This window comes from Wolbachia endosymbiont strain TRS of Brugia malayi, from assembly GCF_000008385.1.
GTDB lineage: Bacteria > Pseudomonadota > Alphaproteobacteria > Rickettsiales > Anaplasmataceae > Wolbachia.
Window position 1 is genome coordinate 101,320 of record NC_006833.1, and the last position, 23,860, is coordinate 125,179.

Annotated in this window: 26 protein-coding genes, 1 tRNA gene and 1 pseudogene; 19 read left to right on the forward strand and 9 right to left on the reverse strand. The window is 32.9% G+C overall.

Annotated features, from left to right (window positions below; translation table 11 throughout):
- Positions 1 to 21: 21 nt before the first annotated feature.
- On the reverse strand, positions 22 to 813 hold the full coding sequence (gene lgt / locus WBM_RS00470; protein WP_011256281.1) for a prolipoprotein diacylglyceryl transferase: 792 nt from the start codon (positions 811 to 813) through the stop codon (positions 22 to 24).
- A 6-nt stretch (positions 814 to 819) separates the two neighbouring features.
- On the reverse strand, positions 820 to 1,269 hold the full coding sequence (gene smpB / locus WBM_RS00475) for an SsrA-binding protein SmpB (protein ID WP_011256282.1): 450 nt from the start codon (positions 1,267 to 1,269) through the stop codon (positions 820 to 822).
- Positions 1,270 to 1,798: 529 nt separating this feature from the next.
- Here smpB and WBM_RS00480 point away from each other — a divergent pair.
- Together WBM_RS00480 and WBM_RS05670 are read left to right on the forward strand one after the other, a co-directional pair.
- Positions 1,799 to 2,011: a hypothetical protein gene (locus WBM_RS00480; RefSeq protein WP_011256283.1), complete on the forward strand. Its 213-nt coding sequence runs from the start codon at positions 1,799 to 1,801 to the stop codon at positions 2,009 to 2,011.
- Positions 2,012 to 2,561: 550 nt separating this feature from the next.
- A complete protein-coding gene (locus tag WBM_RS05670) occupies positions 2,562 to 2,711 on the forward strand; it encodes a hypothetical protein (RefSeq protein ID WP_158676317.1) in 150 nt (49 codons plus the stop codon).
- 243 nt (positions 2,712 to 2,954) lie between these two features.
- On the opposite strand, the gene WBM_RS00490 is transcribed toward WBM_RS05670, so the two are convergent.
- The 3 genes from WBM_RS00490 to WBM_RS05910 form a co-directional block, all read right to left on the reverse strand.
- The gene (locus WBM_RS00490; RefSeq protein ID WP_011256284.1) at positions 2,955 to 3,545 is read right to left on the reverse strand and encodes a CvpA family protein; all 591 of its coding nucleotides are present in this window, start codon (positions 3,543 to 3,545) and stop codon (positions 2,955 to 2,957) included.
- A 56-nt stretch (positions 3,546 to 3,601) separates the two neighbouring features.
- Positions 3,602 to 4,198, reverse strand: coding sequence for a riboflavin synthase (locus tag WBM_RS00495; protein ID WP_011256285.1), 597 nt, complete (start codon positions 4,196 to 4,198; stop codon positions 3,602 to 3,604).
- A gap of 1,464 nt (positions 4,199 to 5,662) precedes the next feature.
- A complete protein-coding gene (locus tag WBM_RS05910) occupies positions 5,663 to 5,890 on the reverse strand; it encodes a hypothetical protein (RefSeq protein WP_011256288.1) in 228 nt (75 codons plus the stop codon).
- Between the two features lie 144 nt (positions 5,891 to 6,034).
- On the opposite strand from WBM_RS05910, the gene pheS reads away from it, so the two are divergent.
- From pheS to WBM_RS06905, 3 genes and pseudogenes are all read left to right on the forward strand, one after another.
- Positions 6,035 to 7,078, forward strand: a complete 1,044-nt coding sequence (gene pheS, locus WBM_RS00505; protein ID WP_011256289.1) for a phenylalanine--tRNA ligase subunit alpha — start codon at positions 6,035 to 6,037, stop codon at positions 7,076 to 7,078.
- Between the two features lie 18 nt (positions 7,079 to 7,096).
- On the forward strand, positions 7,097 to 8,317 hold the full coding sequence (locus WBM_RS00510) for an NTP transferase domain-containing protein (protein ID WP_011256290.1): 1,221 nt from the start codon (positions 7,097 to 7,099) through the stop codon (positions 8,315 to 8,317).
- A gap of 587 nt (positions 8,318 to 8,904) precedes the next feature.
- Positions 8,905 to 9,303, forward strand: a pseudogene (locus WBM_RS06905) (transposase).
- A 1,092-nt stretch (positions 9,304 to 10,395) separates the two neighbouring features.
- Here WBM_RS06905 and WBM_RS00520 read toward each other — a convergent pair.
- The 3 genes from WBM_RS00520 to WBM_RS00530 form a co-directional block, all read right to left on the reverse strand.
- The gene (locus WBM_RS00520; RefSeq protein ID WP_083750426.1) at positions 10,396 to 10,857 is read right to left on the reverse strand and encodes a hypothetical protein; all 462 of its coding nucleotides are present in this window, start codon (positions 10,855 to 10,857) and stop codon (positions 10,396 to 10,398) included.
- A gap of 490 nt (positions 10,858 to 11,347) precedes the next feature.
- On the reverse strand, positions 11,348 to 11,545 hold the full coding sequence (locus WBM_RS00525; protein WP_011256292.1) for a hypothetical protein: 198 nt from the start codon (positions 11,543 to 11,545) through the stop codon (positions 11,348 to 11,350).
- A 231-nt stretch (positions 11,546 to 11,776) separates the two neighbouring features.
- Complete coding sequence (locus WBM_RS00530) at positions 11,777 to 12,019, reverse strand: hypothetical protein (protein ID WP_011256293.1); 243 nt, start codon at positions 12,017 to 12,019, stop codon at positions 11,777 to 11,779.
- A gap of 140 nt (positions 12,020 to 12,159) precedes the next feature.
- Here WBM_RS00530 and WBM_RS00535 point away from each other — a divergent pair, with 140 nt between their 5' ends.
- The 13 genes from WBM_RS00535 (at position 12,160) to WBM_RS06800 (ending at position 21,488) form a co-directional block, all read left to right on the forward strand.
- Entirely contained in the window at positions 12,160 to 12,774 is a 615-nt protein-coding gene (locus WBM_RS00535) for a 50S ribosomal protein L25/general stress protein Ctc (protein ID WP_011256294.1), read from the forward strand.
- Complete coding sequence (pth, locus tag WBM_RS00540) at positions 12,774 to 13,322, forward strand: aminoacyl-tRNA hydrolase (RefSeq protein ID WP_011256295.1); 549 nt, start codon at positions 12,774 to 12,776, stop codon at positions 13,320 to 13,322. Before WBM_RS00535 ends, pth begins: the two co-directional genes overlap by 1 nt.
- A gap of 355 nt (positions 13,323 to 13,677) precedes the next feature.
- A complete protein-coding gene (locus tag WBM_RS06045) occupies positions 13,678 to 13,995 on the forward strand; it encodes an ankyrin repeat domain-containing protein (RefSeq protein ID WP_225416150.1) in 318 nt (105 codons plus the stop codon).
- A 21-nt stretch (positions 13,996 to 14,016) separates the two neighbouring features.
- Positions 14,017 to 14,118 carry an ankyrin repeat domain-containing protein gene (locus tag WBM_RS06050; RefSeq protein ID WP_225416151.1) on the forward strand — a complete coding sequence of 34 codons (102 nt, stop codon included), beginning with the start codon at positions 14,017 to 14,019 and terminating at the stop codon, positions 14,116 to 14,118.
- A gap of 190 nt (positions 14,119 to 14,308) precedes the next feature.
- Positions 14,309 to 14,548, forward strand: coding sequence for an ankyrin repeat domain-containing protein (locus WBM_RS06055; protein WP_011256296.1), 240 nt, complete (start codon positions 14,309 to 14,311; stop codon positions 14,546 to 14,548).
- Between the two features lie 75 nt (positions 14,549 to 14,623).
- Complete coding sequence (locus WBM_RS00550) at positions 14,624 to 14,830, forward strand: hypothetical protein (RefSeq protein WP_011256297.1); 207 nt, start codon at positions 14,624 to 14,626, stop codon at positions 14,828 to 14,830.
- Positions 14,831 to 15,318: 488 nt separating this feature from the next.
- A complete protein-coding gene (locus tag WBM_RS06060; RefSeq protein ID WP_225416137.1) occupies positions 15,319 to 15,669 on the forward strand; it encodes a hypothetical protein in 351 nt (116 codons plus the stop codon).
- 85 nt (positions 15,670 to 15,754) lie between these two features.
- The gene (locus tag WBM_RS06065) at positions 15,755 to 15,904 is read left to right on the forward strand and encodes a hypothetical protein (protein WP_225416138.1); all 150 of its coding nucleotides are present in this window, start codon (positions 15,755 to 15,757) and stop codon (positions 15,902 to 15,904) included.
- A gap of 1,230 nt (positions 15,905 to 17,134) precedes the next feature.
- Positions 17,135 to 17,524 carry a hypothetical protein gene (locus tag WBM_RS06910; protein WP_410543181.1) on the forward strand — a complete coding sequence of 130 codons (390 nt, stop codon included), beginning with the start codon at positions 17,135 to 17,137 and terminating at the stop codon, positions 17,522 to 17,524.
- A gap of 45 nt (positions 17,525 to 17,569) precedes the next feature.
- Positions 17,570 to 19,420 carry an AAA family ATPase gene (locus tag WBM_RS00560; RefSeq protein WP_410543182.1) on the forward strand — a complete coding sequence of 617 codons (1,851 nt, stop codon included), beginning with the start codon at positions 17,570 to 17,572 and terminating at the stop codon, positions 19,418 to 19,420.
- 67 nt (positions 19,421 to 19,487) lie between these two features.
- Positions 19,488 to 20,384, forward strand: coding sequence for a class I fructose-bisphosphate aldolase (locus tag WBM_RS00565; RefSeq protein ID WP_041571532.1), 897 nt, complete (start codon positions 19,488 to 19,490; stop codon positions 20,382 to 20,384).
- Positions 20,385 to 20,389: 5 nt separating this feature from the next.
- Positions 20,390 to 20,461: transfer RNA gene (locus WBM_RS00570), tRNA-Cys, on the forward strand.
- Positions 20,462 to 21,242: 781 nt separating this feature from the next.
- Positions 21,243 to 21,488 carry a hypothetical protein gene (locus tag WBM_RS06800; RefSeq protein WP_338062950.1) on the forward strand — a complete coding sequence of 82 codons (246 nt, stop codon included), beginning with the start codon at positions 21,243 to 21,245 and terminating at the stop codon, positions 21,486 to 21,488.
- 550 nt (positions 21,489 to 22,038) lie between these two features.
- Here WBM_RS06800 and WBM_RS00580 read toward each other — a convergent pair.
- Positions 22,039 to 22,401, reverse strand: a complete 363-nt coding sequence (locus WBM_RS00580; RefSeq protein WP_050707655.1) for a S41 family peptidase — start codon at positions 22,399 to 22,401, stop codon at positions 22,039 to 22,041.
- Between the two features lie 342 nt (positions 22,402 to 22,743).
- On the opposite strand from WBM_RS00580, the gene WBM_RS00585 reads away from it, so the two are divergent.
- The gene (locus WBM_RS00585; RefSeq protein ID WP_011256300.1) at positions 22,744 to 23,784 is read left to right on the forward strand and encodes a quinone-dependent dihydroorotate dehydrogenase; all 1,041 of its coding nucleotides are present in this window, start codon (positions 22,744 to 22,746) and stop codon (positions 23,782 to 23,784) included.
- Positions 23,785 to 23,860 lie beyond the last annotated feature (76 nt).

Genomic DNA, 23,860 nt, shown 5'->3' on the forward strand with positions numbered 1-23,860 from the left:
TGCGCAAATATTTGCTTTTCCCTATGCGACAGATTTAGTATTAAATTTCGAATTTAATGCACTCAAATACACGATTATTCCTAGCAGAGTCATAAATATTGAAAGCAACTGTCCCATGGTTAAATCAAGCCACAAATAACCAACTTGATAATCTGGTTCACGAAAAAACTCAACCACAAAACGCACTGTTCCGTACCATATAACTGCAATACCAGTTAATGTACCGTGATATAGTCTTATTCTAGTCAAAAAAAACAGTGAATTTGCAATTGCGAAAAACAACAATCCTTCAAAAAACGCCTCGTAAAGCTGACTTGGATGGCGCAGTAAATTATCACCACTCTCTGGAAATACCATGCCCCATGGCATAGTTGTAACCCTGCCAAACAACTCTCCGTTTACAAAATTGCCTATGCGGCCTAAAAACAAACCTATGGGAACTCCACAAGAAATTAGATCCAGTGTGTAAAATATAGGAATATTATATCTTCTACATGAAATTATCACCGCACACAAAACTCCTATAGCACCACCGTGAAATGACATTCCTCCTTTCCAAGTCTTCAATATCTCAATAGGGTTGTTTATGTAGGAGATTGGATCGTATATTAATACAAAGCCAAGTCTGCCTCCAAGAATAATACCTATAATAGTGGCTGTTAACAGTGAATCATAAAAATTCTTAGTAAATATTTTTTGCTCGTCCAACTTATGTAAATGCCAATATGCAAAGACTATACCTAAAACATATGCTAAAGAATACCAATGTATAGAGACAGGACCGATGCTAAAAATTGCTGGACTTAAAGACATATTTTACTATAGGTTATTTTTAGACAATCTACTTTTTGCACGATTCCACTCTCTCTGCTTTATGGTTGCTCTTTTGTCATAAAGTTTTTTTCCTTTCACAATAGCAATTCTAGTTTTTACTAATCCTTTGTCATTAAAATAAATTGAAAGTGGCACAATAGTAACTCCAGCAGTCTTGATCTGACTGATTAATTTATTTATCTCTTTTTTATGCAGAAGCAATTTACGTTCCCTTTTCGGCTTATGTTTTTTTTTGTTTGCAGCTTTATATTCTGCAATGTGCATATTGTGCAGCCATATTTCACCATTTTTTTCAGTGACATAAGCATCAGAAATATTTACTTTTCTTTCTCTAAGAGATTTAACTTCACTACTTAAAAGGACCATACCTGCTTCAAACTCTTCTAGGATAAAGTATTCAAACCTTGCTTTTCTATTTTCTGCAATAACTTCCATATTTAAAAACATTCCTCAGACTTTAATATATACAGGATTTTTAGCTCTTGCAGCAATGTTAAAAAAATAATATTCTAAAATTCAAAACTCGTACGTTCAAGGCCTATCGGATAGGCTAGTGTAATCCGATATTTTTTGAGGTACAAGACATAGTTGATCTTTAGTATAACTTTTAGCTGCAAATATTTAAGGAACTTACCAAGCAGAAAAAAAGGCAAAAAAAATCCAGAGTAGCTAGTTATCAACTCTTTACTTTAAAAATTTTGACGTTGGGTAATGCCTTAAGTGCTTTATAAGCGAGTTTCAGCTTATTAATCTGCTAAGATTAGAAAATTATATAAAATAACTCCATTTTCATGATAAGAGAACTAGCAAAATGTGTCAAGTAATTTTTGCATTTCTATGAGCTACTTGGATTCCTGAAATTACAATATTCATATAGTTGTGGGATCAGTGCTCTAATTGACATCCATAGGTTATTAACATAATCAATTTATAGAAGCGGATGTTATAGAAAAGGAAATATGTTATGGAAAAAATAGAAAATCCTAGAGAGAATATAGCTTATGAGTTAGTAAATAATGGGAGTAAATTAACAAATGAAAATAAACAAAAAATTCTTGAGCTAGCAAAAAAAATAAAAAAAGAAGAAAATATTGCTAGTATATTAAAGAAATCTGGTAACAACGCAAAGAAAATTTTAACAATTACGGTATCTTTCAATGATCAAGAAGAAAAGTAGGGGTTTTCTCTGCTGTACCCTGTCATATGCCATAAAAATATCAGGCTGTTAAAGATCTTTTAGAAGAAGCTAAAAAACAAGAGCTTTTAAAGGAAGTGCTGAGCGAGAAAATGACCGTAAAATTTTCAGGTGGTACCAATAGGAACTTATACTCCGCTTAATTGTACCGGGAGAGAATGGTTATGCTCGAGATAAAATTTTTAATAGCAGCTAAAGATGAAAATATTTTGTTAATATTTTTAGTATAAAAATAACTGTAGAGCAGCAAACCGTTTCCACTATTACCAAAAAAACTGCTACCAATACTGTAACTATTCCAGCTAATAACCCAGCTTCACACGAAAACGATAAAGATAGTCTTGATACAGCAACTGTAAAACATGACTGCATTCCGACTACTTCGCAATTGATAATACCGAAACTACTGATACGTCAGCTTGTGAAAATATTAAAGAAGTTCTTGAAGAACATGAAAATAGCCTGAATGCAACAAAAGGTACTGCTGATCCTGTACTTCCAATAGAAAATATTAGTGATATTTGAGCTACTAATGAAGAAAGTAAAAAAGATAATATCACTTACTTCAACAGAAACTGCTGATCAAGAGCTAAACACTTTCAAGGTCTCCTCTTCTACTGGAATAAAGCCATGTTTTGATAGTGGATCTAGCAAAGGGAATCCCACAGATGAAGAACCATAAACAAAAGCGACTCAGTAAAGACAGATGCCTCAGGTTGGTAGTATTGGCGCAGTACTGTTATAGTAGTCAGCGGTGTTGTATCTTATATTCTAGAAATGCTTATAATAGCAGTAATTGGGGAAATTATTGGATTAGTTTGTATGGATTTTGCATTGTATAATGTTATAAAGTCTAGTACCAAACTCGAGAGTAGATGGTATAGAACATCCTCCAAAAGTCGCCAATTACCCCTAAAACGTGGTATTACTCTTCTTTCTTGTCACCTTTAAGCTTTTCTTGATTAGCCATTCCTTCGCCAATCTCTTTTATTTTTAGTATCAACGACTCTGGTACATACACATCAACTATGTCTTCTACTGTTGCAAATAAAGCCTGATAAGAATACGAATTTATTATCCAATTAGGCAGTATATCTTCCGCTTCTATTTTGGACTGTTCTTCTTTTTTGTCATGCACTGTGTAGCAATATAAGTGCATAGCAAAGAATAGTACATAGGAAAGCAGTACTCCTCTGAGTGCTCCAACAAAAGTTCCAGTAACTCTATCAATTAATCCCAGCCTTATAGGTGTTAATATGTACATTAGCCAGTTATTTACTATCATAAATATAAGATTGAATATGATAAATACAGAAATTGTAGAAAATATGTTCTGCATAGCTTTAGAGTTAAAATACTTACTATAATTTATAGTGAAGAAATCATAATGATTAGCTGTAAGAAAGGCCGACAAAAATAAAAACATTAGCGCGCATAGTTCTTTTATAAAACCTCTAGTTATTGAGATTATTATGCATACAACGATAATGAAGATAATGAGACAATCGAAAAGCATATTATACACTATATGATTTTCAAAATATAATAATTGCAAACAACAAAATTGTAAAATTAATTGTATTTATACTGTATCAGCTGGTCTAAATACCGAGCAATCATGTCAACCTCTAAATTCAGATAATCATTTACTTTGTTATATTGAAAGGTTGTATTTTGCCATGTGTAGGGAATAATGTTTACGGTAAACTCTCGACCAATAACTGAATTTACTGTGAGGGAGACTCCATCTAGAGTTACAGATCCCTTTTTTGCAACGAATTTAATTAATTCCTGTGGGCACGATAGCTTGATTTCATGAGAACCCAAATTTTGATTAATTGTTAGAATTTTCGCTGTTTCATCCACATGACCATGAACCAGGTGGCCATCAATCTTATCACTCAATCTCATTGCTTGTTCTAGGTTTATTTTTTTTCCTACCTTCCACGCACCCAGGTTAGAAACCTTCATAGTTTCTTGAGAAATTTGGACTGTAAATATATCATTAATTATGTCAACAACAGTTAAACACACGCCAGAGCAAGCTATTGAATCTCCCTCATGTATAGAGGATAAATTTTGTGCTTTAATATGAAAGATTTGGTCAGAATTAGAACGGATGGTAGTATTAATTATAGTCCCAATATTCGTAATAATCCCTTTAAACATATAGTGAAAATAAAATCATCTTATCATGAAAAATCTTTTAAACAGCTTATTTCTGTTTTTTAAAGCGCGAGAAAAAGGATCGTTTTTACTTATCTTTTTAGTAAATTCTACTGAATATTCAGAATATATAAAGTAAGCCACACTCAAGATACATAATATGATTAATATTGGTGATTCTATGTTCAACACTAATCCAGTACTTTCTGTTTTTTCTGGTTGCACTAATCCCTTTAAGTTGACACTATTTCCTAATGATAAATGACATGATAAGCAGAGCATTGAAATAGAAGGCGCTATCAAAAACAAACAAAAATAAGCCTCTTTTGAGGAAAAGACAATTTTTAGTGGTGATTTGAGAGCGGTATTAGTAACTAGAGAGTTTCAACTTTGTTTGTTTCCGGTAAAGGATTTATGGTTTTTGTTTGGTAAAGAGTTCTTATTTTCATGAGAAATGTTTGTAAGTTGTGGAAAAAATTGTTGTGTGGAAATGCCTGAAACTATTTTGAGTAATTGCTCTTTTTTTTCTACATACTTGCTTTTGTAGGTATTCTTTTAGAAAAAAGGACTTACCAGATGGGTGTGGTATTTCTAGTATTTCTAATACTTTTGATATCTCACCAGAATCTAATATTTCATGTAATTGTTTATCTTGAAAATAAACAATCTTGAACACTGAGTCGAAAATATCGTCAAATGTTTCTAGATCATGATTTTTATATCCACTTATCACTTCAACAAATATTTTATCAAGTTTTTTTCCCTACACTCAGTCAAGTTATCTATCATAGTTAACCTGATATTAATTTGAGCTTGCTTTATGATAGATTGTTTTGCCTCTTCTGATAGTTCTTCGGTCTGCTTTTTCGACTTCTTCTATTAGCCTTAAAATATTCTGTGTGTAACCTAATTTGATCTATATCAGAAAGCTCTGTAGTTTCATCTGTTTCTCGTTTGTTGATTTCGTCTTTTTGTATTATCTCATTCCTTTTTGTCTCTTAAGGTATTAGGCAGTAAGTCAAAGCCTTCTGCTTTCGTGTAAGAGGTTTTAGTGATTGCCGAAAGAAGAATTGTATTGTGTTTAAAAATTAGGTATGTGAAGAAAAGGCCTAAACCAAGAGACGTGTCACACATTGCAGCGATAACTACTGGTGCATGTGTAATTTGCTTTCTGTGGCTTGCTACACCTTAGCCAGAAGAACCTTTACTTATACTTACCACAGTTTACTCAGTTTTACTCTATTTCGTGCAAGTTATTCTGGTTAATGTTTTTTAACTTCTGTTTGTAGAGTTATTCCCTGTAGGAGGAATTAATGCAGAGCATTACTTATAAATTCTTTTACAGTTTCATAATTATTAGTTTCGCAGCGGTTGTCACATAATTCACTATTTTCTTTTGGTATTTTTATGTTAACTGTAAAGTTCTTTTCTTGAGAAAGGCAGATTTAAAAAAATCAATTAGATGCCTTACCTTAAAATCCATATACTATGGGTGTCTTTATCCACTATAGTTAATAGTCTTAGTTTAAACGAAAATTCTTGCTCGTCACTTGTAACACTTATTGAGCGAATAATACTGATCTCCACTACCTTATTAGAAAAAGCTTTACCTATCTCTTTAGATTTCTCCTTAAAGAATTTAGGTAAATCATCTATTTCATGCTTTTTCTTAGTTTCATCATTACTACTGTGCATATTTTACTTATTAATTTTTTAATGTAAAATCAAATAAAAAGAATAATTAGTTAATAGGTTAATAATTAAGATAGAGTAGTTTTTCGGATTGTTGATAATATTTGAGATCTTACTATAATTAAAGTTTAAGCTAGCGTTTCTAAGATGAATGAAGAGCTACTGAATGAAATACCTTTACTTGAAGATAAGGCTGTCTTCGAAATTGAGAGTGCTTCTTCTTTGCAAGATTTGGAAAAAGTTAGACTGTCATATTTGGGAAGAAAGGGCGTAATTAAAGCTTACTTTGATGACTTAAGAAAGGTGGAAGACACAGAAAAGAAGCGTGATTTAGGTGCAATTATCAACGTTTTGCGCAATAAGCTAGATCAGCTTATAATGAATAAGGAAAGTATACTAAAGGCAGAAGAAGTTAATTTTAAATTGCAAAATGAAGCAATTGATATCACGCTGCCTGTTAGACCAGAAAAAATTGGTAGGGCTCACCCATTGAGTAAAGTCATGAATGAAGTGAAACTCATTTTTGCGCATATGGGCTTCAGGGCAGTTAATGGTCCTGACATTGAAGATGAGTTTCATGTATTTGATGCACTGAATACTCCGAGTCATCATCCTGCGCGAGAGGAGCAAGATACCTTCTACTTAAAGAACAAAATAAACGATAAAAGAATGATGCTGCGCACTCATACCTCATCTATGCAGATTAGAGCCATGAAAAAAGCAAAAACTTTCCCAATTAAAATAGTAGCTGCCGGCAGGGTATACAGAAACGACTTTGATGCAACTCACACTCCTATGTTCCATCAGATGGAAGGATTATATGTCAATGAAAATGTCAATATGGGCCAGTTAAAATTTACTATTCATCACTTCCTCAATAAGTTTTTTGGAGATAAAGAGCTAAAGATACGTTTTCGTAATAGTTTTTTCCCTTTTACTGAGCCTTCTGCAGAAGTGGACATAAGTTACAAAGAGAGTAAATGGATAGAAGTACTTGGATGTGGTATAGTGCACCCAAATGTCTTTCAAAATGTTGGGATAGACCATACTAAATACAGCGGTTTTGCGTTTGGTATTGGCATAGAAAGGCTTGCAATGTTGAAATATCAAATTAGTGACTTAAGGAACTTTTACGATAATAAAATCAGCTGGCTTAGCCACTATGGCTTTCATTTTTCATCTTTAAGATAAGTGATAAATAAAGCTTGCATGTTCATTATACTTGCTGCCGGACATGGCAAGAGAATGAATTCTGGTTTGCCTAAAGTTCTGCATAAAATAGGTAATTTTTCCATGCTTCAACATATCATTTATAATGCGAGACAGTTAAATCCTGAAAATATATCTGTTGTAGCCAATTTGCCTTTAATTGAGAGATTGAAGTGCCTTGAGGATATACAATTAATTACACAAGAATCAACGCTCGGCACAGGAGATGCGGTCAAGACTGCGGTGAGAAATATGAAAGAATTATCAGATTCGAACATAATTGTTGTGCAGTATGGAGATACTCCACTTATAAAAAACAGCACAATAACCCAAATGGTTAGTTGTTTAGAAGGTAAGGCTCTGGTCTGTCTTGGTTTTAAAACCAGCAACAAAGAATATGGTAGGTTAATTATTGAAAATGGTTCCTTGAGAGAAATTGTAGAGACGCAAGATGATGAAAATAGTGATGAAGAGTTTCTTGCTAACGCTGGAATAATGGTTGCATATGCAAAGAATCTGCGTGAATTAGTGGAAAAAATAGAGTGTAACGGCTCAACTTATGAGTATTACTTAACCGATATAGTTTCCATTGCAGTAAAGAGTAATTTAAATGTCGGCTACGTTACCACTGATGAAGAGGAGGCAACTGGCATAAATAGTAGAAATGACCTTGCAAAAGCCGAGTTTTACTTTCAAGAAAACAGGAGAAAATTTTTCACCGATTCTGGAGTGACACTTGTTGCTCCAGAAACTGTTTTCTTTTCTCTTGATACACAAATTGGCATGGATTCGATTATTTACCCATATGTTTTTTTCGGCCCTGGAGTAAGAATAGGACCTGGTGCTAAAATCGGTCCATTTACCAAATGCGAGGACACAACAATTGGCGATGGTGCAATCGTGGGAAACTTTGTCGAAGCAAAAGCAAGTGATATAGGTACAAATACTAAAATAAAGCACTTAAGTTACATAGGAAATACCGAAGTAGGGCGGGAAAGTAACATAGGTGCAGGTACTGTTGTTTGTAATTACGATGGGAAAAAGAAACATAGAACGAATATAGGAAGTAATTGCTTTGTTGGTGCCAACAGCTCATTGATTGCACCACTTAATGTTCACGATGAATCTGTCATTGCGGCTGGTAGTATTATAGTGAAGGATGTACCAAAGAAAAGACTTGTAATAACAAGAAGAAAACAAATGGTTAAGAAAATAAAGTAATTTAATCTTGCTCGGGAATGTTTAAAAAAGTGTGTCAAACGAGAAGTAAAAATATAACAGAAGTAAAAAATGGAAGTTTGATAAATGAATCAAAAAATAGGGAACAGAACTACTGGACTGGTAGATTATAAAGGACTAGAAACAAATATCCTGTCATCTATTAAGAGAAGGCAGGCCATTGACTGGAAGAGATAGGGTATTAACATCATTGAGAAAAAGTTGCTGGAAGCAAGCCTGGAAGGTGAAATAAAAAATCACTTATCCTCTGAAAGTGAAGAGAACAATCGAAAGAATGGGAAAATTCAAAGACTTTACGGACAAGTGCAGGTTCATTTGAGCTGTTAACACCAATAGATAGAGAGAAAAGCTTTGAACCTCAAAAAGTCAAACAAGCCTGTATCCAGAACTTGAAGCAAAGGTCTTAAGTACATACGCCAGTAGCATGAGGTACAGAGATATAGCATTGCATGTAGAGGAAATTGGTATGATCGCAAAATATCTGCAGCGGAGGTATCAGTATTACTGACAAATTATTACCTATAATCAATGAATAGCGTAGTTGTCCACTACAATCTATATATCCAATAGTGTTTATAGATGGCCTATTTTTTGAGGTCAAGGAGGATGAACATTGCGTGAGTAAATGTGTGTACAACATATTAGGAATAGACCAAAATGGCAGAAAAGAAGTTTTGGGCTTTTATTTGGCTGAAAGCAAGAAGCTAGCTTCCGGTTGGGAGTACTAAATGACCTAATAAAGAGAGAGGTGTAGAGGATATTCTAATAGCTTGTGTTTTGATGGTCTAAAAAGCTTTTCTACAGCCATGAGTAGCGTATTTCCTAACGCAGAAGTACAGTTATGTGCAGTACATCGGATAAGAAATTCACTGAAATATGTATCGAGCAAAGATGTGAAGATTTCCATGAATGATCTAAAAAAGTATATCAGGCTTCAGGTGGAGAAATCACGAGAATTATTTGCTTAAGCTAGAAGAGAAATGGGGAGAAAAGTACCCGTTAGTTGTGAAGTCTTGGCAAAATAATTGAGAAAATTTATCTAATTATTTCAAGTATTCTGGTCTAGTAAGGAAGTTGATTTATACCATAAATCCTATTGAGAGATTGCACAGACAGATCAAAAAATTTACTAAAGTCAAGGATTCATTTACGGCACAAATGCCTTGTACAAACAGGTATATTATGCTATAAAGAAGGCAGAGTAAGATTGGACTATAGCTATACCTAATTGAGTTTAACTATATTTCAACTTGATATCTTTTTCTTTGGTGGATTAAAAATCGAGTTGAATTAAAAAATGTGGTTTAATATACTTCTTTGAACATTACCTCTTGTTCTTTAATTATCTTTTAACTTTTATATGTTATTTAATATAGATTGATACCTTAAGTTCAAGGTGAGAAGATTATTTATTTTAGTTGTATTGTCTAACTTTTCTTCAGTATAACCGTGTTTTGGAGTTAATTGGATTAAAGATGGATCTTACTACACTTTATTGTCTTATTACTCTGGCAGTGAAAAATACGTAGGCCATCGCACCGGCTATCACTATACAGACAACATTAAAATTTTAGCTGCGTATATGATGTTATCACTTCCTGGGTACTCTTTTACAGAAGGAAAAAAAGTGGACTTCTTATAGAACTCCATTACCATCACAGAATTGAGTACATAGATATCACTCTCTATCACTTATAATATGGGTGTTTCTGATACTGCGTCTATCAAATATCCTGGCATGGAAGAAATTGAACTTTGTAATCATATAACGATTATACAAATGTTTATCTACCGCTTGAGAGAAGAGAAATTGAGTATTTTGGTTTCTCTTTCTCTTGTCAGATGAGTTTTGGTATTGATCTCCGCTTTCTTCAAGAACAAGCCTCTTTGCTGGTTGCAGATTATAATGATTTCAAAAATTCTCTCACGTAGTCGAATTTGGAATAAAGATTTAACCTGTAAGAAGGTGTTACAATTATGCAACACCTTCTCAAGAAGAGTATTATTTAGTTTACTGTCATTAACGTCCCGTTCAGTGGTTTTGCAGTACTAGCTAACATCTACATAAAGTTTTGTGCCTGGTGTGTTTGATTCATCAAGTTTTGTGCTGATATATCTGACAAGCTCCTTTGTCTCTCCCTTCCACTTTTAACTCCCTGATAGATACAAAATGTAATAAAACTAATCGCCGCTAATGTAATAACACTTGCTATGATACAACAAGTCAACATTATTTTTTCTTGTTCTCCTACTGTTTCTATGAGTGTTCCCGCTTTTTCTTCCAAACCTGTAAATTTCTTCTGCAAGCCATTTAAGTACTCCTGCATACTTTGAAACTGCTCAGTGCCGATCTTTTCCTCTAATGCACTAAATACCTTTTCAAACTGCTCAGTGTTAACCTTTTGAGCTTCTTGCCATTTTTTTAATGCACTGAATATCCTTTGAAACTGTTCAGCATCGATTTTTTGACTTTCCTGCAATTCTGTTACACCTAACCAATCGCATAAAATTCCTTTTACCATTTTCATCCCCTAGCTAATTAATATACTATAATTTTACATTTCAAATGTTTAAATTATTATTAAATTGACTATTTACAAAATATAAAGATCTTTATATCAAGAAACGTCATTATGACCAACTCTTTGATTATCGATTTCCTGTCCCTGGATAAGGTACTCACTTCCATTTTTAATAAAATTAACATCACATGATTGAAACATATCTCTTAATTCACAGTTAAAAGTAAGTTAAGCGATGTTCTGTTCGAAGAGATAAGATTTATCAGGCTTAAAATAGAATACTATACACATTGTGTCTTTATCAGGTCTAGCTTAGATTAGTCTTCGATCTTTTCTTTCCCTAGCTTCTTCAAATCTTGCTTTTATTTCGTTCTGATTAAGTATATTCTGCTTATACTTATCACAGATCTTTTTAATATAAGCGAATCTATAATAGCAATTATATCATTGCCATTTTTATTAGCTAAAACCCCATTTAGGTAGTGTTATATCACTTCCTATTGCCTTTTTGTTCCTCATCTTTTCCATAAAGTTTTTTTCTCTGTTCTTTATATTTATCATTATGAACTACTCCTTCTTCCGTTTGAGATCCTTTTTGCTCACATAGCATATAATAAGTTGCAATATACCTAAAGATGTCAACCTCAATTGCAAAATATATCCTTCCCTCAGACTTCTTACTGTGCATATCATGAAAATAATCTTGAATGCTTATTATATCCTTTCCACCTATCTTTCACCCTTGATCAATTTCTTTCCAATAAGAGTCATATTCAAGGGCATATAGATCAATGACATTTATTCTCATCTACCCCTTTAAATTTATCCATCAATTCCTTGATTTGGCCTGATTTAAACCCTGGTCCGTTTATAACCGAAAAAATATCTCTATCTTTGCTAGTTCCTTATTTATATTTAATTAATATATTAACATAATGAATTTGCTATTCTTGTCATCCTGCAACATTTTTTCGGTGTCTTTTGGAACCAACGTTACAATAATTAGCACTTTGTTAGGTAAAATTTTTAATTTTTTATCTATGCTCATAAAATTTCTAATAATACTTACTATACTATATAATATAATAAAATTATTAATAGTTAGATGTCCAAGAAAAACAATAAGGCGTAAGTCTTTGGGAGCAGTATTGTATGCTCCCATACTTGCTTTCAGAAGCAAGTTTTGAGAGAATTCTAGTTTGCTTTCTTACTCAATACAAAAGAATGAAGTTTGAAATAAATATTTTTGTGTTATATTATTACTAAATCATCCTAAAAGGATTGGCTGAATAGGAGTAATCAATGACGCAACAAGAAATGATAACAATTAACGCAGAATTGCGTGATGTAACAAAAACAAAAGCAATACGTTCTCTAAGAAAGAAAGGGAACATACCTGCAGTTGTATATGGTAAAGGGCATAATAATGTGAATTTAACATTGTCTGCAAAGGAATTCACGAAGCAATATAAGTTAGGTTTCCTTTCTGCACATGTGATAGAACTTGATATTTCAGGCAAAAAGGAATATGCCCTCGTTCGTGATATTCAATGGCATGTAGTAAAAGATACTATACAGCATGTTGATTTTCAATTTGTTGATAAAGGTAGTGAAATTAAAATAGACATACCTCTATCATTTGTGAATGAAAGCAAATCTCCAGGAATCAAACTGGGCGGAGTACTCAACGTTTTATGTCGCTCTATCACTGTTAAATGTTCTCCTGACAAAATACCTCAGGCTATAGAAGTAGATTTATCGGGTAAAATGATTGGCCAGTCTGTACATATAAGTGATGTAAAATTGCCAGGAGGTGTTAAACTTGCAGCGCACGAAGAAGAAAACTTTACCGTTGTCACAATTTCTGCTGCTGATAGTGGCGTTGAGGAGTCTCAGGTGGAAACAACAGAGGAATAGTGCATCTGATAGTTGGGCTTGGTAACCCCGGTAGTCAATATGAGCTGACTTATCACAACATTGGTTTTATCATTGTTGATGCAATTTGCAAGCATTGGAATTTTCAGTCTTTCTCTAAGAAAGCAGATTGCCTGATAACCTCTAGCGTAATTAATGATAATAAAATTATGTTAATGAAGCCTTATTCGTTTATGAATAATTCAGGCATTCCTGTTGCAAGAATACGAAACTTTTACAAATTTTCGCTAGATAACGTCATTGTTATACATGATGATGCTGATCTAGAACCTGGCAGAATAAAAATAAAGAAGGGTGGTGGTTCTGCTGGACATAATGGACTTAAATCTATAGATAGTTCTATTGGTAACGATTATTGGCGCTTGAGATTTGGGATAGGCAGATCTGACAGTCAAAGAAGTCTAGCAGATTACGTATTATCAAAATTTTCCAATCTTGATGATGTTATTCCCTTAGTAGAAAGAATAGCTCAAAACATACACTTAATGCTGCAAGGAAATAATATAGCTTTTACCAACTCAATTGTATGATATGACAAGGTTGTTTTGTGTAATTTAAACAACACTTTATTGTATCAGGCTCATTTCAAGTATAGATACTTTCATCTAATTAAAATCTTAATTATTATTAATATTATATTAATAAAAACTTAATAGTAATTCTTAATAATATAAGAATTAATAAGAATTAACATGTTCACAATTTTATATTATAGAGGAAACAGAAGAGTATTTTCTTAGAATAGGAGTGCAAAGAAATAGAGCTAAGTTCAGAGTAACTTAGAGATTCTAACTATATGTCAGGTTTACTTTCTGATATTATAGGAAGGGAGAAGGAATGGCGAAACTAGGTAAAACTATGCAATTATAGGTAACTGGAGAGTTAATTAAGAAATTAGTTGATTTAGAAGTAACCCTTAATGCCCGTGGTCAAGATGGGCATACCCCTTTATATGTTGCAATTTGGGAGGGCAATGTCAAAGTTACAAAACCACTGGTAAAGTACAGTGTAAACGTTAATAGTAAGGATGAACGTAATTGTACGCTACTTCATATTGGAATCGGGTGTAAACAGCTAGAGATAGTGAAGTTGCTAATAGAAAATGGAGCAAACGTTAATGCAAAAACTAAAAATCATGGTAAAGATGATTTAACACCAATACACCTTGCAATCTTTGTAAATACGCTGGAGTTTATAGAATGACTAAGCAACAATGGTGCAATAATTAGTGAGAAAGAAAGTACTGAAGGACATACCCCTCTTCACCTTGCTGTTTTATACGGGAATAGAGGAATAATACAAGCCTTAGTTGATAAGGAAATGTAGATAAAATAATGGGTGCATAACTCTATACTTTAGCTGTTAGGCAATATACTGAAGTAGAAAATGACAGCAGAATAGAAGTTATCGAGTATCTGATAAACGAACTCAAAGCAGATATGGCAAAGTAAAGGTAATAACAACAATATAGCACTTTTTCTTGCTGCTAATAATTGTCCTGGGAAAGTAATAAGGCTTGTCATCGAACAACATTATAGAAAGTTTTGGTAGGGATCAATTGGAGAATTTTATCAACTATAAAAATAAAATTGGAATAGGTGCTTTGGACATTGCACTCAATAGTGGGAACAAGAAAGCTATTGAAGTATTGAAATCATATGGAGCAGACATTGAGAATAGGGTAGACGGCGAGAGCCGCTTACTTCGTGCATTGAAAGAAGGTAATATAGAAAAAATGGAGCTTCTTTTAAGCTAGAGGGCAAACATTAATATAAAGAATGAAAAAGGGCTTACTTTTTTAGGTCTTACAATACAGAAAAACGGTCAAAGTATGGTTCAATTTCTAAAAGAAAATAGAGCAAAGAGAAGTTTAGAAATAGATAGTACAGTAATTACGCTAGCTATTATAACCCTCAGTTTGGCACTAGTGGTATATTCTGTTATAAAAGGCGTTCAAAAAGTTGCTGCAAAAAAAACAGATAACATTCTCAGTGAAGTAGAGAGTCAAAAAGTAGTATCTCCAAGGCAAAAAGTATAAGGTTTTTTATAAAATAATCAGTAAATCGCGGAAAGCCATAGTGATTTATAGATTTCTTATTGCCATGCTTTTGTAGTATGATATACTAATATTAAAATAGATGTGTAATATGTTAATAGGCGAAAATAATGATCAACAGCAAAATAGGATAAATAGAGCAAATACCATAATGGAAAAATATGAAACGCTTATAACAATACTGGTGAAATCAAAAAATCTATCAATATAATTTTGCTAGTAAGTATAATTCCTCTACTTTTTCTTCTTATATAGTTCTTTTTATATTAAGGTTAGCAAATTATTTTTTAAAACAGGAAGAAAATGAAGCAAAATTATCAGCCTGGTCAAAAAATGTCATTAGGGTAATATTAAAAACTGTTTTAATCATATGCATTATTCCTTTCTATGTGTTTTTAGCATTGCCTGCATTGTTCTTGTGGTTGCTGAACTGGACTCTCGTTAAAGAAATATGGCGATTTAACGACTTAATGCAAGAAGCTCCAGAAGAAGAAAGGCAGCTTATCATATACAGGTTAGTTGATACCCTTCCTTTTATTACACAAACTACCTATGATCTAAGTGCAGTTGCTAGTGTAAATTTAAGTGTTAATAAACTAATAGAGAAGTATGGAGAAAATCTAAGCAAGGATGGATTCTATACACAGTTAAATAGAGAAAATACAACTAACATTGAAGGATACATTAAACAGTCAAATGAATTTAAAGCAGAAGAAAAGTCTCATGCACTAAAATGCTTGGGATTTATCAATAGAATAGAAGATAAATTTCAAGACAATTGTAGTAAGTTAACGCTAAAGCAAGCAGATATTTTGTATTGAAAAGCCTACAACGATAGAGACACAAGAATAGCAGAACAAGGAGTTCCTTTAAGTGATGAAAATGTAAAAGATAGGAAGAATATGTTTGTTAAGAGGTTTAATAGATGCAGCAACAACTTATGGTGATCAAGGTCAAGGTTGTGCCGGTGGGACATACAATAAACTGTTTAAGTCTTTGTCTGGTTTACATCCATTAGTAGTTATCACACTAGATCGACAGGAGGTCAGTAAATGACAAAAGAGGCAATTACTCTGGGATCTTCTGAAATGGCTAGGGAAAATCTTGGTAATTTTTCTAAAGAAGAGCAAGAAAAGATTAGTATGAATTACCTAAATTATCGCCTGAAATAGTAAGGCATATTATAGCCACATGCTTAGCTCTTAAGGAAAAGTGTCAGAGGTTTAACAACAAGCTGGATAGTGATACAAGAAAGGAGATATTAGAAACATGTATGGGTAATTTGCCCTATATTCCACTAGGTAATCCTTCAAATGAAATGACTAGATAAATTATATTTCATTCAAGTTATTCATCTTGAAGCATAAAATAGGGTTTTGCATAATTATTTTAATTTGGGCCTATGTATTAAAATAACGTGCGAAATCGCAGTATGCAGGTAAGTTAATATGCTTCTATACTTACACGTCACAACCACAGCTGTATGAACATTTATTTTGTGAGATAACTCACGCAACAAAGGCGTCATTCCAGCACGTGAAGCTGGTACAGTTCGTCATATCACGATTCATTTGTGGTATCTCTAGATTCCGCTAACAAGCAGCTGTTGTCAGTAAATTTTCAGCTACAAATATTTAAGAAATCCACCAAGTAAGAAAAAGACAAAAGAAGCCCTAGTTAATATCTATTTAAAAACACTAGCGTTTTTTTATGTTTTAAATACTTAGTAATCGCGACTTAGTTGTTTTTTATTGCAACTAACCTTTAGTCATAAATGTTTTAGAAATTTACTAGGCAAAAAAAAGGCAAAAGATATATTATGGTGATAGTATTTACTCTCTAATCCTGCAAATTAGTATATTATACTGTCCTAAACGCTTTATAAGCGAGTTTCAACTTATATAGGTAAAAAATTAGAAATATTGTGAAGACATAAGGTACATATAGTGCAAAAAATTAAACATAAGATGCTAACTATATAACACTTTATTATTTTAATCTGCACAGATTGAAGGTAACTTAATACCTCCAGTATCGGGATAAGGGGGCTAGCGAGGTTTGTCAAGTAGTTTTTTCGGCTTACCTAAATGATGGCCAGGCAAAAATTGTATGGTTTGCAAGAAGTTTAATCTAAACTTGGTTTGTAATGCTGTATTTACACACCAATTTCTTTACAATAAGCTCCATACACAGGGCTTTCAGCTATAACAGACTGCTGGATTTTAATTTTTTTAATAATTGTACACTACTAACTATATAAGTTCCCATTTGCAAAGAGAGTAGAAGATGATTTCTAAGAATTTAGAGGCAAGTTTAAATAGAGTATTATTGATTGCCTCTGATTTTAATCTTAAATATGCAAAAGTAGAGCATTTATTACTTGCATTAACTAAAGATGTGGATGTAAACTACGTTTTATCAAGGTGTAATATTAGGGCTGATAAAATCATCAATATAGATAGCATTCTATATGGCTATAGTAGTGATATAAAAGTTTTTTTACAAGACAATTCTGAATTGACTATCAATGGAGTTGGGCCTAATTCGCTATTTCTATGCCTAATACATAGAGCCATAATACGTGCTCATAGCTTAGGAAAAAAGAAAATAAGTGGAGTAAATATTCTAGTAGAAATTTTGTCTGAACAAAATTTCTACATTGAAGATTTATTGTAGAGGTAAAACGCGAATGATTCCAATTTAATTTATCATATATCTAATATGAAATACTCCAGTAATATAGATGAATACACTACTAATCGTAAGGTAAAACTCGGTAAAAATAATGATATTTCTGCTGCAGTAAATAAAGGTGAGTTGTTAAAAGATGAAAAAGTTCTACAAAGTTATTGTAAAAATTTAAATGATTATGCAAGAAGTAAAAAAATAGATTGCGTTATTGGTCGTGATTATGAATTAAACCGCACTATAGAAATACTACTAAGGCGCAGAAAAAATAACCCTTTATATGTTGGGGACCCAGGTGTTGGCAAAACAACAATAGTTGAAGGTTTAGTATTGAAAGTAATCGAAGGCAGTGTTCCAAATGTGCTTAGGTCGAGCGTAATTTATGCTTTGGATTTAGGATCACTTCTTGCAGGAACACGCTATAGAGGTGATTTTGAAGAGAGAATAAAGTCTATAATAAAGGCAATTGAGGCAAAGCCAGGTGCTATTCTCTTCATTGACGAAATACACACTATCGTTGGAGCTGGTTCAACGAGCAGTAGTTTTCTTGATGCTGGTAATCTGCTGAAGCCTGCACTTGCAAGAGGTACATTGCGTTGTATAGGTGCAACCACATACAGAGAATACAGCAGTAGTTTTGAAAAAGATAAAGCGTTAGCAAGAAGGTTTCAAAAGATTAACGTGCAAGAGTCTTCCGTTAATGAGACAATAAAGATATTAAATGGTATAAAGCACTGCTATGAAGGATATCATGGAGTATATTATACAAAACATGCCATTAAGTCTGCAGCTGAACTTTCACATAAGTATATTACCGGACGAATATTACCTGATAAAGCAGTTGATATTATAGATGAAGCAGGAGCATATTGTAAGTTACTGAGAAACAGACGCAAAATTGTGAACAGTAGAGATATTAAAAACACTATCACTAGAATTACAAACGTACCTTGTAGGTCTGAGCTTGAAGATATGCAAAGAGTAAAGGCCCTAAGAGAAAATCTTGAGAAAGTTATTTTTGGCCAGGAACAAGCAATAGAATCCCTTGTCAATTCTATTAAAATTGCTAAGTCTGGGTTGAGAAATTATAATAAACCCTTAGCAAATTATCTTTTTACAGGGCCAACAGGTGTTGGCAAAACTGAACTTGCAAAACAGTTAGCAAAGAGTATGGGCATGAACCTCATACGTTTTGATATGTCTGAATATATGGAGTCTCATTCTATATCTAGAATAATTGGTTCTCCTCCTGGATATGTGGGTTACGATCATGGTGGACTACTTACAGAATCTGTGTCTAATAATCAGTATAGTGTTGTTCTTCTTGATGAAATTGAAAAAGCTCACAGTGGTATTCACAATATATTACTACAAATCATGGACTATGGTTGTGTTACAGACACTTATGGACGTAAAATTAATTTTTCCAATATAATTTTAATTATGACAACCAATGCAGGGGTATTTGAACGCAGTAAGAACTCTATTGGCTTTGGATATAAAAATTTCAATATTAGTGATAGCGAAAAAGTAATGGAACAGGTTTTTAGTCCTGAGTTCTGTAATCGTCTTGATGAGGTTATTTCTTTTTCTGACTTAAATATGGATGTGATTTTGCATATTGTGGATAAATTCGTTCAAGAATTGAAAAAACAACTTGCACAAAAAGGCATAAGCTGCTTAGTGGAAGGAAAAGTAAACTCTTATCTTGCGCAAATCGGTTACAGTAAGAAAATGGGAGCACGCCCAATAGAGAGACTGATTGAAAAGGAGATAAAGAGTTACTTAGCTGAGGAAATACTGAACCGTCGACTAATTAAAGGAAGAAATTTAAGGGTTTATATGAATAGGCAAAAGGATAAAATTTCCTTCGATATAACTTAAAATTCTTGTGTTGAATTTCATCTTTGCTATAATTTATAATTTAAGTTCAATTTGAGTTATAGTGATAATAAGTGATAAAGTAAGACAAATCCTAAGCTACTATGAGAGTGAAAATCCTGGGGTGAGAGCAAACCTCACTCGTATTCTCATGCATGGAAAGCTTGGTGGTACTGGTAAATTAGTAATTCTCCCTGTAGACCAAGGATTTGAGCATGGGCCAATAAAGAGCTTCGAAGTTAACCCTCATGCTTATGATCCGCATTATCATTTTCAGCTTGCAATTGATTCAGGAGTGAGCGCGTACGCTGCTCCACTTGGTATGATTGAAGCTGGTGCTTCAACTTATGCTGGAATGCTTCCACACATTTTGAAACTTAATAGTTCCAACTCTTTGCATTCAAAAAGTTTGACTTCCGATCAAGCAGTCACTGCTTCTGTAAAAGATGCACTACGTTTGGGCTGTACAGCTGTTGGATTTACTATATATCCTGGTTCTGCTAAGTGTTTTGATATGATAGAAGAAGCTCGTAAAATCATTGCTGAAGCTAAGTCTTATGGGCTTGCAGTTGTATTATGGTCTTATCCACGTGGTGAAGGCATTTCCAAAGAAGGTGAGACGGCAGTTGATGTTATTGCTTATGCTGCACATATAGCAGCTTTGCTTGGTGCTAATATAATAAAAGTAAAACTTCCAACTAACCACTTGGAAAAAGAAAAAATAGAAGCTGGAAATATTAAGTCATTATCCAAAAGGATTGAATATGTCAAAAAATCTTGCTTTGCAGGAAAAAGAATAGTAGTTTTTTCTGGTGGTGAGTCGAAGTCAGTAAATGATATATATAATGAGGCAAAAGAAATTAAACAAGGTGGGGGTAATGGTTCAATTATTGGGCGTAACACTTTTCAACGAAAGAAAGAAGAAGCTTTATCTATGCTAAAAGATATAATGGATATCTACACATAAAAAACGGCTGGGTGGCAGAATGGTTTATGCGGAGGACTGCAAATCCTTTTATACCGGTTCAATTCCGGTCCCGGCCTCTTCTATAGCTTGTAAAGGTTGCTTAATTTGACAGTAACTTTAAGTATCTATTTAGGAGTGCGGCAGAGAGAGTTTTCAAGCAAGCACGACTAAGTAGGTTAAATGTAGCAATAAAAAACAAGACTAAAAAACTACTTGACAAGCTTCGCTAGCCTTCTTACCACAAAACTGGAGCTATTTTATATAATTTTCCAGTCGCGCAGATTAAAATGACAAGAAGATCTTTTATTTGGTGTACTATGTTACCGTATGTCTTTAATAAAATTTTTAGCTTCTTGCCTATAAAAGCTGAAGCTCGCTTGTAAAGCATTTAAGATATCACCCAACGTCAAATTTTTAAAATGAAGAGTTAGTAACTAGCTACTTTGGATTTTTTTGCCTTTTTTTTATTTAGTAAATTTCTTAAATATTTTTAGCTACCGCCATCCCAATTAATAAAATAAAAAATATTTCTCCTGTCTTTGAGAAATTTGTTATATTAGCTGTGGCTACTGGCTTTCATTTTTAATAGCATATTTTTTCTTAAGTAGTTAAATGGCCATTTTACAATGAATTTTGTCAGTAACCACACTAAGTTTCTTGGTTGCTATGCAACAAAGTTCAGTAGCTATATATAACTTGAATTTATCTATGGTGTGCATTATGAGGTTGTCTTTCTTAGATTCAAAAATTACTGTCTACTTTACTCCATGAGAAGATTATGCTCAGCAAGTAATTAATACAATAGATCAATCTGAGAAATCCATTTTGGTTCAATAATACAAATTTACTCTTGAGAAAGTGGCTAATTCTCTAGTTGAAGCAAAAAAACGTGGCGTTGATATTAAAATTATTCTAGATAAATCACAGCACATTCAAAACATAGTGTTATGCACAAGTTATTTGAAGAAGGAATACCAATTTGGGATTGATTACAAGCCAGAAATCGCTCATAATAGAATATTAATTATGATGACCACAAGGTTATTACAGGGTTGTCCAATCTCAGTGATACAGCTGAAGAAAGAAATGCTGAAAAATTACTAACTATTGCGAATTATCCTGAGATTACTGGGTAATATAGAAAAAATTGGGAAGTGTAGCAGTTATAATCTCACAGTACCCATTCCAGCAATTGTGTAGGAAGTTAATAGAAAAATATTGAAAAAAGTATCCGTTTAGAGGTGTAAGCAAAAAAAACCGTCAAACAAACACAGGTGTTAAAATAAGGTAGGCTAAACATAAAAAAAATATGGTTTCTAGTATTTTTGGGATAAAAAATGGACTTTTAAAACCTTCATAGTAGGCCTTTTATCTACACTCCTGAATAGATACACTTTAAGCATGTTTGATAAGCCTAAGTTTACTTAGCCACATACGAGTTTAAAAATTCAACTCCTTTGATAAATCGATAATTCTTTCTATCGTTTTGGTTTATAACTATTATATTCAGTATTACATCTGTTATAAGGTTACCAGAAGGAAGATAATATAATTTATTTGTTACCTAATTACACTACCATTTTCGTAGAAGAATTGTTCGTTTAGAAGCCTTGCCATATGATCTCACCTCAACAATTTTAGCGCGTTTATTATTCTACAAAGCAGCAGCAACTATTTCAGATGCAGATGCAGATTTTTCATTAATTAATACTATTACAGATAATCCAGAAAATATATCTCCTTTGCTTGCTTTGTAATATTTTTTCTCTTTACTTTCCTCAGTAACTGTTTCTCCACCATCAAAAAAACTATCGCATATTAATACTGCTTGAAAAAATAATAAGCCGTAATTATCTCTCAAATCTAGAATTATATCTTTTATGGTACTGTTATTTTCTTTAATGTTGAACCATTGCTTTCTGAAATGATTGTCAGAGTTTTCATTAAATTCAGAAATTTTAATGTAGACTATATTGTCTATAATCTTATTTGAAACAGTATTTATTTGAAGTTGCATTGTCTTGAATTCTTCACTATCAAAATAGTAAGAATATGAATCTAGTTTAGAAAATATTTCATCTATTGCATATTCAAAACAAGAGTTTTTTGATTAATGGGCCAGACATACTCCTTTTCTATTTTTTGATTATGTTCTCGAATAATTCAATATGGTCTATTTGTTGAGCAAATGAACCATAAGTAAATAAGGATAAAATAATAACAATAATAAATTTCATGAAGAGAGTTTATCTATGATTCATAAGTAGAATCAACGAAAATGTCTTCTTTTAAAGTTATGGTTATACTCTGCATTTTGTGGTAGAAAATAAGCTAAGAGTAAGTAGAGTGTTTTACAAAAATGATACTACGTAATTTACTGTTTTTGCTGCCGCCTGAAATTGCTCACTCCTTAGCGATCATGATGTTGAAAAGGATCTCTTATAGAAAACCTATAGAACTACCAGAATCTTTAAGTGTGAACTGCTTTAATAATAAATTTAGGAGTCCTGTAGGTCTTGCTGCAGGTTTTGACAAAAATGCAGAAGTTATCAGGTCCATGCTTTCATTTGGTTTTGGGTTTATTGAAGCTGGTACTGTAACTAAGCATCCTCAATATGGAAACGCAAAACCGAGAATTTTTCGGTTAATTGAAGATCAAGGAGTAATAAATAGATTGGGATTCAATAACAAGGGAATAGACTATTTTTTAAAGCAAATAAGTGAAACCAAGCTTGATGACTGTATTTTAGGTATAAATATAGGGAAAAATAGTGCATCGAAGGACCAAGTCAGTGATTACATTGACTTAATAAAGATGGTGTATGGGAAAAGTAGTTATATAGTGCTAAACATCTCGTCTCCGAACACACCTAATTTACGCAATCTGCACAATAGGCAAGAATTATCAGAGTTGTTAAAATCCATAACCCTAACCAGAAAATCAATTGATAATTCCGAATCTGTTCCAATAATGTTAAAAATTTCTCCAGATATAGATCAGCAGACAAAGGAAGATATTGCTGGGCTTGCGTTAGAGTATAAAATTGATGGCTTGACAATAAGCAACACTACAGTCAGTCGAGATAACTTACATTCTCACCATAATGAAAGTGGTGGATTAAGTGGCAGACCATTGTTTAAGCTTTCAACAGAGTTATTGAGTGACATATACAAACTTACTCAAGGCAAGATATTATTGATAGGGTGTGGAGGCATTTCAAGTGGTGCCGATGCATATAAAAAAATAAAGGCAGGGGCATCTTTAGTGCAATTATACACTGCTCTCATATATCACGGACCTCGAGCTGTGAATAAAATTAATCTGGAACTTGCAGAGTTAGTGAGGAAAGATGGACTGAGTAATATTGGTGAGGCAGTGGGTTGTGATTGTAGATTCTAGAAGCTTGTTTTAATAGAATAAAACTAATTTTTTGGTATAAAGATATGATGGGTGATACTCCTTTTAAAGCAACAAG